Genomic DNA, 12216 nt, shown 5'->3' on the forward strand with positions numbered 1-12216 from the left:
CGCGAACGCGGCAGGAGGGCAGCCGGATGAGTGATCGTCTGTCGGAGACGGACGAGATAGACCTGTCCGGGGCGACGCTCGTCCTGGTCGGACTCGGCGCGCTCGCCGTCACGATTGCGATCGTCTTCGTTCTCGATCCGGAGCTGGCGCCGACGTTCGATCCGATAGTCGTCGTGGAGTATCTGATGGCGATACTCGGAGTCGGGGCGGCACTGGGGCTCGGCGTCAACTACCTCCGCGGCGAGCAGGGGGAACTCGACCCGCCGCTGGTCGAGTACCGGTCGACAGTCACCGTGCCGGGGACGTCGATCGACGCCGACCTCGCTGGAACGACCGCGGAGGGGGCGCTGGGCCGCTACAAGCGCATCGGTGCGGTACGCGAGCGCCTGCGCGCAGTGCTCGAAGACGTCCTGTCGAGAACTGGCGTCCCGGAGTCCGACCGGGAGGAGGTCGTGGAGTCGGGAGCGTGGACGGACGACAGCGCCGCGACGGGGTTTTTCCAGTCGAGCAGCCCCTTCTCGGCCAGCGATCGGATCCGCATGCGCGCCACGCGACAGCATCCGCTCGTGGTACAGGCCCGCCACGCGATCGACGCCGTGGCGAGCCGACTGGGCGTCGACGGTCGTGAGTGGACCGACCCCGATGATTCGGGTGCACGATCGGAGATCGACGAAGGATGGGTCGGGCGGCTCAGCGACGTCCAACGGCAAATCAGCGAGACCGACCGCTTGCGGATCGTGACCGGCCTGACGTTGTTCGCAGTCGGGACGGGCGTCCTCCTGGACGCCGGCCTTGTAGTGCTCGCCGGCGTGGTCGGACTCGGCCCGATCGCGCTGAGATACGTCGGCCCGACGCCGGCCCCACAGCTCGAAATCGAGCGCGAACTCGACGACGCCGAACCGGACCCGGACGAGCAGGTCCGCGTGACGGTTACCGTCTCGAACGTCGGCGACAGGATGGTGTCCGACCTCCGCTATCTCGACGGTGTGCCGCCGGGGCTGAACGTCGTGGATGGATCGCCGCGTCACGGGATGGCACTCCGCCCCGGAGCGTCGGCACGGTTCGCGTACGTGGTCGAAGCCGAGCGGGGCGAGCACGCATTCGAGGAGCCGCTGTTGATCGCCCGGGACGTCATCGGGAGCGTCGAGCGGGTCGAACGTGCCGAAACGAGCGGCGAATCGTCGATCCGCTGTGAGCCGAAACCGACGAGCGATCTCTCGGTCCCGGTCCGCGCACAGACGAGCCGCGACGTCGGCCGAGTCGTCACTGACGTCGGCGGCAGCGGGCTGGAGTTTCATTCCGTTCGGGAGTACCGGCCGGGCGATCCGCTGAAGCGGATCGACTGGAACCGGGTTGCGCGCGGCGGCGAGCCGGCGACCATGCAGTTTCGCGAGGAGCACGCCGCGACGGTCGTCCTGTTGCTTGACGCCCGGGGCGAGGCGTTCGTCGCGCCCGAACGCGACGCACCGAACGCGATCGAGCGCAGCCTCGGCGCCGTCGCCGAAGTGTTTCGCAGCCGGCTCGACAGGGACGACCGGGTCGGGCTCGGCGCGCTCGCAGCCGAGGACTGCTGGCTCCCGCCCGGTGCGGGGCACGGCCACTGGGCGCTCGCCAGGCGACTGTTGGCGACGGACCCTGCCTTCACCGAGGGCGGAGACGGGAACTTCTATACGCTGCTCGCAATGCGACGGCTCCGCAAGCGACTGCCGAAACACGCACAGCTGGTGCTGTTCTCGCCGCTCGCCGACGACGCGGCCGTCTCGATTGCGCGCCGGCTGCACGCCTACGGGTACCCGATGACCGTCGTCTCGCCGGACGCGACGGCGACGGACACGCCCGGGCGGACGGTCGCCCATCTGGAGCGGCGACTCCGGCTGTCCCGACTCAGGGACGCCGACGTGCGGGTGATCGACTGGCGGCGAGACGAACCGCTTTCGATCGCGGTCGACCGAGCACAACGGCGGTGGTCGCGGTGACAGTCGAGCGAGTGCCCTCGCGTGCGGGACTCGTCCTGACGGGGCTGGCCGGGCTGGTGGCCGCCGCCGGCGCGTTGCTGGGCGGGAGCGTCGCGGCACTCGCCGGGGTGCCGGTGGCGATCCTCGGCGTCTATCGCACCTCGCGGCCGGTACTCGCTGTCGGGGTTGCGCTTCTGTTTGTCGGCGTCATGCTGGCGGGCCTCCAGGACGGTGCGCCGGTGGCGGTGCTAGTGGCGATGGTCGGGACGGTGCTGGCCTGGGACGTCGGCGAGAACGCTATCTCGATGGCCGGACAGCTCCGAACCGGAGCGAGCGGCCGCGCCGAGGTCGTCCACGCCGGGGCCGTGAGTGCAGTCACGCTCACCGTCGCCATCGCCGGATACAGCGTCTTCCTGCTGGCCAGCGGCGGGCAACCCGGGATCGCGCTGTCGCTGCTCGTATTCGGGACGGTGCTGGTTGTGCTTTCGCTCGGACGGTGAATCGCCTCGGCGCGGTGGCCCGACAATCAGACCGTCGGAACCGCGACGCTGTCGAGGACGGAATCGATCACTACGGACTTGCGGATGTCCTCAACGCGCGCGTCCGGCGTGAGTACGAGCCGGTGAGCGAGCGCCGGCTGTGCGACGCGTTTGACGTCGTCCGGTGTGACGAACTCCCGGCCGGCGATCGTTGCGCGAGCACGGGCGATCTCGAACAGCCGCTGTGTCCCGCGGGGCGAGACGCCCACTTCGACGTGGCGGTGTTCACGGGTCTGGCGACACAGCCGCGCCATGTACTCCAGCACGTCCTCCTCGACGGTGACCGACTCGGGCGTCAGCCGAAGGTCCTGAACCGATTCGGGATCGAGGACCGTCTCGACGGACGGACTCTGCTCGGTGCGACCGGCGCGGCGTCGCAGGAGTTCGAACTCGCCGTCCTGGTCGGGATAGCCCATCGCGGTCTTGACCGCAAAGCGATCGACCTGCGCCTCGGGCAGTTCGAAGGTCCCTTCCATCTCGACGGGGTTCTGCGTCGCCATCACGAAGAACGGATCCGGCAGTTCGTGGGTCTCACCGTCGACTGTGACCTGCCCCTCTTCCATCGCTTCCAGCAGCGCAGACTGGGTCTTCGGTGGCGCTCGGTTGATCTCGTCGGCGAGGACGACGTTGGCGAAGATCGGCCCCTCGCTGAACTCGAAGGTGCCGTCGCGCTCGTTGAAGACGTGGGTCCCCGTCACGTCGGCAGGCAGCAGGTCGGGCGTGAACTGAATGCGCGAGAATGACAGTCCGAGCGCCGTCGCGAAGCTCCGGGCCGTCAGGGTCTTTCCGGTTCCGGGAACGTCTTCCAGCAGGACGTGTCCGCGACCCACCACACCCAGGAGAACCGTCTCGAGGAACTCTCGGTCGGTGATGACTGCACCCTCTATCTCGCCGAGCAAAGAGTCGCAGGCGGCGCTGGCTTCAGCAACGTCCATACGCCCGTTGTTTCGGGCCCGTTCCTTCAGCGTGTCGAATGCGAGTCGTTGCCAGTCCGGGCGTGGATCGAAACGGATACAAGTCCCTCGCGGGTACGAACTGATGAGCCGAGGTAGCCTAGCCCGGCCAAGGCGCCTGCCTCGAGAGCAGGTGTCCGAGAGGACTCGGGAGTTCAAATCTCCCCCTCGGCGTTTTTGCATTACAATTCATATAGTATGAACGCTGTCGAGATCTGAAATAGACCAGGTGTGCACAGCGAAGCGAGATCCAGGCGTAGTTCGAATCGTCCCTCAGCGCTTCTACGGTGGACAACCCGTCCGAGAGTGACGTCTACACCTCACGCCAGGAAGAACAGCAGCACGCTGATCGCGAGGACGGCGACGATGAACGCGCCGGCCAGCGGCGCACCGAGCGAGACGACGGCGTTGGCGGTGCTGGCCAGCATCTCGGTGCGGTCGTTGCCGAAGACCGTGACTTCGGCCCGTTCGGTCGCCATTCCGGCCTCGACCGGTTCGATGTCGTCGCGAGCCCGTTCGAGGAGGTCGTCGATCAGCGCCACCAGTTCGTCCTCGGGGATCGAACCGCCGACCGGGTTCTCGGCGTCGATGGTGTTGACCGCGTGGGTGTCCGTGGTGAGCACTTCCAGCAGGTCGACGCCGTCGACACTCTCGAGAATCCGTTGGCGCAGGCCGGGGACCATGTTGTTGCCGTCGATCAGTACGTATCCAGTCGTGTGGTCGTCGACCCGGAGCAGCGCCACGCGGATCCCCAGCGAGCCGATCCCGTCCTCGAGGCCCCAGGGCGTGGGGTCGTGTGCCGTTCCGAGTTCGAGCGAGGATTCCGGCGCGTCGGCCAGCCGGGCGGCGAGCCGTTCGGTCCCGTCGATCAGATCGAACGCCCGTTTGCTTCCGGGGACGACGTGGCCCAGATCCGGGCCGGTCAGCCCGTCGTTGCAGTTGTGTGCGTCCGCGAGCATGACGTCCTCGAAGTGGCCATCTCGGGCCGCGGCCATCGCCGAGAGTCCGACGCCGAACTCGACGTCGTCGGCGTATCCCGGGGCGAACGTGCCCGCGACGAAAGCCCCGCTGTCGAAGCCGTGACCCGTCAGCGTCGCCTCGCCGGCGTCGAGTCGCGAGCCGGGCGTGGCCGTAGGGCTGTACTCGATCCGCTCGCGAGCGCGTTCCGCGGCGTCGACGAGCGTCCCGACCTCGCGTTCGGTGACGAGGTTGAAATCGTGGCCGGCGGTGGCGTGTGGCGGAAAGGCGAGTCCGTCCGTGTGTTCGTCGATCCGCACCGGGAGGTTGCCACCACCGATGTCACCCATCGGCCCGGGATGGATCATCGGCAGGACGAACCTGGCCTTCTCCGTCCGCTCGTCGGTCGTCCCGAGCCGGCGAAACGAGAGGACGGACACGGGGACGACCGCGGTTTCGCCGATCTCCTCGAAGAAGTTCTCGAGTTCGCGCGTGCCCTCGGCGAGATGGCCCATGAATCCGCTGACGAACCCGAGCGCGCTGACACCGAGGCTGCGTCGCCAGGGCCGGTCGATCACGACCAGAAACAGCCAGACTGCACCGGCATAGACGAGACACATCAACGCCAGCAAGAGCAGATCCTGCGGATGGAAAACTATCGGAAGGTCGGCCTGGTTCGCTCGCGAGAACAGCCGATCGATCAGCGGCCCACCCGCCTCGACGGACCGGAGGGTGCCGGTATAGATGACCAGCAGTGCCGCCGCGACGACGGTTTGAATGCTCGCGGGCAGCGCGGCGAGCGCCAGTCGGTGGCGGGAGACGGCAAGCACGACCAGCAGTCGGACGGCGAAGATCGCGGCCAGCGCCAGCAGCAGTGCGTCGAAGACGAACGGCTGACCCAGCGGCGTCAGTAGCGCGACGACGGCGGCCGCGGTCAGGACTCCGATGACCAGCAGTTCGCTGAACAGCGCCAAAAGCGAGGCGTGGCTGTACGTGAGCCGTCCGCCGAGTCGGCGATCCAGCGGAGCGGTCAGCAGGCTCGCGACGACGGTCGGCAAGCCGACGAAGAACACGCCCTGCCAGGCGTCGTCCAGCACGAACGCCGAATCGAAGGCGGCGACGCCGCTCACGGCCGCGATCGCCAGTGCGAATGTCAGCGTTGTGTACCACCGCGGCGTCCGGAAGACGAACCGCGACAGTGCCGCCAGGTTACCCTGCGTGGCCGTCATCTATCGGAAGCCCGACTGGGGGCGGGTTAAAACATGCGTTCGATCCTGGAGAGACAATCGACAGTCGCGCCACACCAGATGTCGACGCTACTCGCGCTGTTCACAGAGCGTTCGGAAGTTCTCGAAGACTTCTTCGCCTTCTTCGGTGTGGGCGACCTCGGGATGCCACTGGACGCCGTAGAGGTGTTCGTCGGTATTAGACATGGCCTCGACGCCGCAGACGTCGCTGTGGGCCGTCCGGACGAACCCGTCGGGGACCTCCGTGACCTCGTCGGCGTGGCTGGCCCACACTCGCGTTTCGGGTGCGAGCGATCCCACGAGCGGATCGGTCTCGTCGTCGATCTCGACGGTCACGTCGGCGTAGCCGCCGTACTCGCCCTCACTGACCGTCCCACCGCGTGCGTCGGCGATGAGTTGCATCCCGAGACAGATCCCGAGGACGGGGATATCCAGATCGAGATACTCCGGGGAGTTGCCGATGCGGTCGATGTCGGGGCCGCCGGAGAGGACGAGCCCGTCGGCGTCGACCTCTTCGGGCGGGGTCGTGTTGTCGATCAGCTCGACGTCGACCCCTATGTCGCGAAGCGCGCGCTGTTCCAGGTGCGTGAACTGGCCGTGGTTGTCCACGACGTCGATACGGGTCATTGCGCGAGGGTACACGGCTGGGATGTAAATACTCGCGGAAAACGATCGACGGAAAAGACAAAGTATGTGAGACACCGAAACAGGGACGATGCACGAAGGGACCCGGGTGCTCGACCGCGAAGACGACGACCCGGACGAGGCAGTGATCGTCTGGCGACCCGAGGACAGGACGATCGCCGACTGGGAGTACGAAGCCGACGGCGAAGCCTACACGACGGCGGAATCGAACCCCGACTATCCGGACGACGAGCAACTGGTCCTGATCAGCTTTCTCGACCAGCTCGAAGCGGCGTGGCCCGACTGGGAAGAGTCGCCCCCGGCGGAGTTACTCGACGGCGCTCGCGAGCGCGACGTCCCGTGCTACGGGTTCCCCGAGGGACGGCTTGTCGAAGCCGAGGATGACGCCGGCGAGGCGGACGCGGTCGAAATCCCCGACGAATTCGAAGTCATTCAAGAGCGACTCGAAGAGAACGGCTTCGAGGTCACGCTCGATGCGGACACGGCCGAACTCCACGTCGAGAAGTACGGCACCGAATACGTCGTCAGCGCAGATGGGACCGTGGAAGGCGAATCCGGGTTACGAAACCGGGTCGTCAGTATTGTCAGCCGATACCTCTGACGGTCTGCATTGCCTCTCGCTCGCACGGCGACATCCGATCGGGCGGTGAGATCGCGATGCTACTCCGCTTCGTTCCTGGATCGAGGGACGCCGGGCGGGATCCTGAGGATCGCGATACCGTCGATGCGCACACCTGTGAATTCGCTTTCACGGCGGTGACTTTGGAGGGAGGTAGAAGTAGACGGTGTTCCCGCGGGAATCGGATCGGTCGAATTTGATCTCACCGCCGAGCGATTCGATACACCACTTCATTACGAACAGGCCGACGCCGGATCCGTGAGACGTGTCCTGGATGTCAGCAGGGCCCGAAAGCGCGTCGATTTCGTTGTCGGGGATCGGAGAGTTCGAGTCGACGATGCGGATTTCGACCCGGCCGGTATTGGGCGACGGACCGACGGTTACCTCGACGACCGGTTCGGACGCGTCGCTGTGGACGATCGCGTTCTCGAGTGCGTGCGTGAGCGCGTGCATGAACGCGTCGTCGGCATGGATCCACATCTCCTTGCGTTCGGTCACGGTGACGTTCGCAGCAGGGTACGCGGCCGTAACTCGTTCGACAGTGTCTCGAACGGCTTCCGTTACGTGTCGCCGGATACGCTGTGTGTCGGTTTGGGAGACTGCCTGTTCGATTTCGCTGACTGATTCCGCCATACGACCGAGACGTTCTACTCGGGATCGAACGGTCGCGAGGACGTCTCGTACAGATTCCGCCTCGGCGCTTGCTTCGATCCGGTCGACGTGCCCACCGATGATCGTCGCTTCGTTTCGCAAGTTATGTCGAAGCATCCGCCAGAACAGCTCGGCCCGGTGGTGCGTTTCGTAGTAGTCCGTGATATCCCGCACCTCCACACGGACAGCGTCGCCTCCAGGGACCGTCTGCGGTGAGAGATGCACCTGTACCCAGATGAGTTCGCCGTCCGCGCGTTTCATTCGCCAGGTGAATTGTATCGGACCGTCAGCAAGACACGTCCGCAGGCGGCTCTTGAACTTGGCCTCAGAGTGAGGGTACGTGTTCGCCGTATAAGCTGAGACGGAAAGCCGACGCAACTCCTCGGAAGCGTATCCAGTGAGAGTTTCCAAGTGGTCGTTTGCGTCGAGAATAGTTCCGGTTTCTGGGTCGTACAAGGCGATCCCGACGTGGAGTGTATCGTACACAGACGACAGCTTCGTTGCCTTTCTGAGTCCCATACCAGGCTAGTCCGTTCGGACCTGTCTAGTATTACCGTTAATAATAGAGATATACACGTCTCTATAGGTATATCCAGAGTCGCGAACGGGGACTACTCACCGGGATCGAACCGCTCAGCGGCAGACTCGAAAGCCAGTTCGTCGAGTTCCTGTCCCTTGCGCGTCTCTGCCTCGGCGATGGCGTCCGGATCGGGACTGGCGTCGTCGTCGATCCGCGCCCAGGAATTGTGGACCTTGGCGTGACACCACCGACAGAGTGAGACGGTGATCTCGTGGCTCGGCCGCCCCTCCCCCTGCGCGGACTCGACAGCATACGACAGGTGATGTTCCTCCAGCAGCGGCCGGACGTCGTCGTGGGCGAGCCGCCGTTCTTCGAGGCCGCAGCGAATGCACTCCTTGCCGTCGGTGAGCGAACGGAAGTGCGGACAGTCCCGCCATCCCCAGTCGCCGTCCGGATCGGCCGCGAGGCATCGGAAATCGTCGACGCTACGGGCGTCGGCGAACTCCGGGTCGTGATATCCGTTTTCGACAGCCCACCGGCACTTCCCCTCGTCGGTGACGTGATCGCACCGCTCGGCGTGTCCGTATGGATCGTCCACCCCGACAGGGGAGCCGCCCGGCGCTTTCTCCATATCTGGTCGTTGGACGGGACGGAGTTGAGACTGTCGGGGCTCGATCCGATTCGATATAGCGAAATACACTTTAACACACTACACGTCGGTCTTTTAGCTCTCAAGCGAGTAGGACCGACACATGGTCCAGAACGTCGCGCCAGTGATGGCAGAACTCGAACCCGAGGACTTCTATCTCCTCTCGGGGATCGAGCAGGGGATGCGCTTTTCGGAGTGGGTGCAGCGCGAGAAGATTCCGGAGTTCTCGCGACTGACAGCCGAAAACGTCGAGTACCGACTCGACCGCTGCATGGACCGGGAGCTGATCGAGCGAAAGACCATCCAGTACGAGGGGTACACGCTCACGTTCGAGGGCTACGACGCGCTGGCGTTGCACACCTTCGCGGAACGAGAGACGATCGAGGGCGTCGGCGCACCGCTCGGGGTCGGCAAGGAGAGCGACGTCTACGAGGCCCAATCCTACCGGCCGCTGGCGCTGAAGTTTCACCGCGAAGGGTACACTAACTTCCGGGAGGTGATGCGCGAACGGGAATACACGGCCGACCGCGAGCACGTCTCCTGGCAATACACCGCGCGCAAGGCCGCCGAGCGAGAGTACGACGCACTGGAAACGCTGTACCCCGACGTGAGCGTTCCACAACCGATCGATCACAACCGCCACGCGGTTGTCATGGAGCGAATGGACGGCGTCGAGCTCTCGAAGGCGCGGCTCGATCCCGAGCAGGCCCGGTCGCTCCTGGAGATGGTCCTCCGGGAGATCCAGACGGCCTACCAGGAGGGCTACGTCCACGCCGACATCAGCGAGTACAACGTCTTCGTCGCTAGCGACGGGATCACCATCTTCGACTGGCCCCAGGCCGTACCTACCGAGCACGAGAACAGCGACGAACTCCTCGAACGCGACGTCGAGAACATCGTGGGCTACTTCCGCCGGAAATATCCCGGTCAGATGGGTGAACAGACGGATATCGAGGGGATTAGCCGTGCAATTCGATCGGACGCGTTCGAGTCGATTCGCGGATTCGACGAGCGATAAACTGTTTTTCGCTATATAGAATTCGAACGGTGTCGCTGCGAATACCGCCCCAAACGTTCACGGAAAGCATAGAATGCGCATCGATCTCTATCAGAGATTGCCGGCTCTGTTTAAACCCTCAGTAACTGATATGAAGTGCGTGCTGAATACAGAGCGTATACTTTGCAGGCGTTGTTTACAGGTGTGCGGTATCGTTCATTGTGTGGACACGCCATGTACCATCGGCTTGATACTCAAGTTCGTTTATGCATGTCAGTCCCTGCTTCACTCGGTGACCAAAGCTTGCGTCCTCACAGATGAGTGATGCGAGCAACCCCTTGTTAATACCACTGTGTGCCACCACGACCACACGGCTGTCGGGGTTTGAATTACAGATGTCCTCCAGGACCGGGCGTGCCCGGGCAACCGCTTGCGCACGGGTTTCACCACCGTCAGGCTCCCAGTCACTCCAGTTGCGGTCATTTTCGACCAACATTTTTTCAATTCGCTCCGTTTTCTCCCCTTCCATGTCGCCGCAACTCCGTTCTTTCAACCGCTCACCAGACGTGACGGCCATACCGTGCGGTTCAGCGAGGATTTTAGCCGTTTCCCTGCTCCGTTGGAGCGGGCTGGTGAAGATAGCGTCAATTGTAGCGTGTTGAAACCGTGTCGCTAAATCACGTGCCTGTTCGCGCCCGTGATCTGACAGCGGTATATCCAACTGTCCCATCTCCACACCCCTGTGATTGTACTTGGTTTCTCCATGACGGGTCAGAAACACCTGCGTCATTGAAGACGTGTTTATCGATTTCATACAAAAGGTTGGGGGAACGAAATAGAGATAGTTCAGGAAGAAGAAGATCGTGGACTACGAGGCCCGACATTACGGCGTTTAACAATTCAGACGGCATGTGAAATACGCTCGCTGTATGCAGCAGCGCCTTCGGCACCTACGCGAATCCTGTCAAAATCGCGTTGACCGATAAAGAGGATCAATACAGCAGCACTTGGATAACGTATCTGAATCATTATATGAGGTAGAACGATTTACTGACGCTACATCTATTCGACGAGGAATGCCTCCAGCGGCCATCGAGGGGTGTGGTCTTGCTCTTCTTGGGGGTATCCAAGGCGGAACAGGTGTAGCGGTAATTTGTCATCTCCATCAATCAGGGACGCTAATTCCTCGCGCATCGCGGGGCGTTCCAGAATCTGACTCATCGGATGAACGGCGAGCCCCTTGGCGGTCGCAGTGAGAGCCATGCGCTCGAAGATCTGACCGGTCTTGACTCTTGCCGACGGGGCATCCGACTCGGTCGTGAGGACGCCGACGGCGGGCGCACTCTGGAGTAGTTTTGAGTTCTTCTTCGCTTCGCGGTCTCCAATATCGAGGTAGGTGACGACCGCCTGCCCAATCCGTGCTTTGAGCCAGGGATCTCCGAGCGCGCCTATCCCGATCCAGTTTCCCAACTCTTTGCGATACTCTGGGTCATCCATCTGGAGTCGATCAGCTTCGGCCTGTAGTTCGGCGACCGATTCTTTCCGCCCGGAACCGTCAATCAGATGCAATGTAACGGCATCCTCGGCGACGCAATTTCGTAATTTCTCTTGGATGGAACCACCGAGTGGCTCGTTTCGGAAGAGGTGGTGATTCGTGGATCGTTCCGTGATTTGGTCGAACAATTCCGGGTGAGAACCGGATGAACTGTTCCTATCGGGGTAAAGCGTGACGATGGCTGGCGGTGAATCGTCGTGATACGCTATATCGAAGCCGATTCCGAACCGTTCGGCGGCAATACAGAGATTTTCGACAGCACATCCAAGACTGATGTGTAACTCCCGTTTGTCCTGGTCAGCCGCGTCCAGCCACCGCGCCTCGTCGGCGTGGACCTCGATTTTGCCATCTTCAACGACGAACTCCCACGGTTGAGAGTTGTGGCTGGATGGGGCAAGAACCGCATACCGGAGAAGGAATCGTGCACGCTGTGTGAGAGGTGCCTCGGTCGGAAACTTGTCAGCATCGATCTCCCAAACGTCGGATGATAAGTCGTGGGTCTCCATGACATATATTCGCGTACCCGACCAATCAAGCTACCGTTATACTCATCTATGGGGGTATAAGTCCTCGCAGCCAGTTATCGATTGACAGTTTTCCAGTGCAAGACTCGCGCTGTGTATTCAGCACGGCTGCTAAAACCTGTCACCGATTGAGGGTTTCAACAGAGCCAACAGCGAATGTTAGCTGAATGCAGGCGCTAAGCCCCCGGCCTCAGCGAGTGCGTCAGCGCGAGCAAGGTGGGGTAGTTCACTGCCGCATTCGCTCCTTTCCCAGACAAAGTCATCTGGACGAATTTCTCCGAATACGTCAAGGAAGCATATGACAATCTCAGCTTTGCACGTTGAAGTAGGAGCGTGACGTAGGCGGTAGCAAGGACAGATGATGCCGATTACGGACTTTCTGTCGTGCACGCGCGTGTTCGACAA

Annotated in this window: 11 protein-coding genes and 1 tRNA gene; 5 read left to right on the forward strand and 7 right to left on the reverse strand. The window is 62.9% G+C overall.

Translation table 11 applies throughout. From position 1 onward, the window contains the following. Positions 1–26: 26 nt before the first annotated feature. Both OB916_RS13675 and OB916_RS13680 read left to right on the forward strand, forming a co-directional pair. A complete protein-coding gene (locus OB916_RS13675) occupies positions 27–1976 on the forward strand; it encodes a DUF58 domain-containing protein (RefSeq protein ID WP_315909853.1) in 1950 nt (649 codons plus the stop codon). Then, positions 1973–2455: a DUF7519 family protein gene (locus tag OB916_RS13680; RefSeq protein ID WP_315909854.1), complete on the forward strand. Its 483-nt coding sequence runs from the start codon at positions 1973–1975 to the stop codon at positions 2453–2455. The genes OB916_RS13675 and OB916_RS13680 overlap by 4 nt, the downstream gene beginning before the upstream one ends. Positions 2456–2481: 26 nt before the next feature. Here OB916_RS13680 and OB916_RS13685 read toward each other — a convergent pair whose 3' ends face one another. Beyond that, positions 2482–3429, reverse strand: a complete 948-nt coding sequence (locus tag OB916_RS13685) for an AAA family ATPase (RefSeq protein WP_315909855.1) — start codon at positions 3427–3429, stop codon at positions 2482–2484. A gap of 107 nt (positions 3430–3536) precedes the next feature. Between OB916_RS13685 and OB916_RS13690 the strand changes: the two genes are divergently transcribed. After that, positions 3537–3621, forward strand: a tRNA-Ser gene (locus tag OB916_RS13690). Between the two features lie 146 nt (positions 3622–3767). Here OB916_RS13690 and OB916_RS13695 read toward each other — a convergent pair. Together OB916_RS13695 and OB916_RS13700 are read right to left on the reverse strand one after the other, a co-directional pair. Next, positions 3768–5633, reverse strand: coding sequence for a DUF2070 family protein (locus OB916_RS13695; RefSeq protein WP_315909856.1), 1866 nt, complete (start codon positions 5631–5633; stop codon positions 3768–3770). Positions 5634–5720: 87 nt separating this feature from the next. Beyond that, positions 5721–6278, reverse strand: coding sequence for a GMP synthase subunit A (locus OB916_RS13700; protein WP_315909857.1), 558 nt, complete (start codon positions 6276–6278; stop codon positions 5721–5723). Between the two features lie 88 nt (positions 6279–6366). On the opposite strand from OB916_RS13700, the gene OB916_RS13705 reads away from it, so the two are divergent. Beyond that, entirely contained in the window at positions 6367–6897 is a 531-nt protein-coding gene (locus OB916_RS13705; protein ID WP_315909858.1) for a hypothetical protein, read from the forward strand. A gap of 147 nt (positions 6898–7044) precedes the next feature. Here the strand turns inward: OB916_RS13705 and OB916_RS13710 are convergent, their stop codons facing one another. Both OB916_RS13710 and OB916_RS13715 read right to left on the reverse strand, forming a co-directional pair. Then, positions 7045–8085 carry a PAS domain-containing sensor histidine kinase gene (locus OB916_RS13710; protein ID WP_315909859.1) on the reverse strand — a complete coding sequence of 347 codons (1041 nt, stop codon included), beginning with the start codon at positions 8083–8085 and terminating at the stop codon, positions 7045–7047. A 92-nt stretch (positions 8086–8177) separates the two neighbouring features. After that, complete coding sequence (locus tag OB916_RS13715) at positions 8178–8717, reverse strand: DUF7097 family protein (RefSeq protein ID WP_315909860.1); 540 nt, start codon at positions 8715–8717, stop codon at positions 8178–8180. Between the two features lie 121 nt (positions 8718–8838). On the opposite strand from OB916_RS13715, the gene OB916_RS13720 reads away from it, so the two are divergent. Continuing rightward, the gene (locus tag OB916_RS13720; RefSeq protein WP_315909861.1) at positions 8839–9753 is read left to right on the forward strand and encodes a serine/threonine-protein kinase RIO2; all 915 of its coding nucleotides are present in this window, start codon (positions 8839–8841) and stop codon (positions 9751–9753) included. Between the two features lie 175 nt (positions 9754–9928). Here the strand turns inward: OB916_RS13720 and OB916_RS13725 are convergent, their stop codons facing one another. After that, positions 9929–10522, reverse strand: a complete 594-nt coding sequence (locus tag OB916_RS13725) for a histidine phosphatase family protein (RefSeq protein WP_315909862.1) — start codon at positions 10520–10522, stop codon at positions 9929–9931. A gap of 272 nt (positions 10523–10794) precedes the next feature. Then, entirely contained in the window at positions 10795–11793 is a 999-nt protein-coding gene (locus tag OB916_RS13730; protein WP_315909863.1) for an Acg family FMN-binding oxidoreductase, read from the reverse strand. Positions 11794–12216 lie beyond the last annotated feature (423 nt).

Origin of the sequence: Halapricum hydrolyticum (assembly GCF_025517535.1) — an archaeon.
In the GTDB taxonomy this organism is placed as follows: Archaea; Halobacteriota; Halobacteria; order Halobacteriales; family Haloarculaceae; genus Halapricum; species Halapricum hydrolyticum.

Coding starts and splice junctions, on each gene's coding strand:
- OB916_RS13685 (WP_315909855.1), bottom strand. CDS start 3,429: ATGGACGTTGCTGAAGCCAGCGCCGCCTGCGACTCTTTGCTCGGCGAG.
- OB916_RS13710 (WP_315909859.1), bottom strand. CDS start 8,085: ATGGGACTCAGAAAGGCAACGAAGCTGTCGTCTGTGTACGATACACTC.
- OB916_RS13720 (WP_315909861.1), top strand. CDS start 8,839: ATGGTCCAGAACGTCGCGCCAGTGATGGCAGAACTCGAACCCGAGGAC.
- OB916_RS13700 (WP_315909857.1), bottom strand. CDS start 6,278: ATGACCCGTATCGACGTCGTGGACAACCACGGCCAGTTCACGCACCTG.
- OB916_RS13695 (WP_315909856.1), bottom strand. CDS start 5,633: ATGACGGCCACGCAGGGTAACCTGGCGGCACTGTCGCGGTTCGTCTTC.
- OB916_RS13730 (WP_315909863.1), bottom strand. CDS start 11,793: ATGGAGACCCACGACTTATCATCCGACGTTTGGGAGATCGATGCTGAC.
- OB916_RS13715 (WP_315909860.1), bottom strand. CDS start 8,717: ATGGAGAAAGCGCCGGGCGGCTCCCCTGTCGGGGTGGACGATCCATAC.
- OB916_RS13675 (WP_315909853.1), top strand. CDS start 27: ATGAGTGATCGTCTGTCGGAGACGGACGAGATAGACCTGTCCGGGGCG.
- OB916_RS13725 (WP_315909862.1), bottom strand. CDS start 10,522: ATGACGCAGGTGTTTCTGACCCGTCATGGAGAAACCAAGTACAATCAC.
- OB916_RS13705 (WP_315909858.1), top strand. CDS start 6,367: ATGCACGAAGGGACCCGGGTGCTCGACCGCGAAGACGACGACCCGGAC.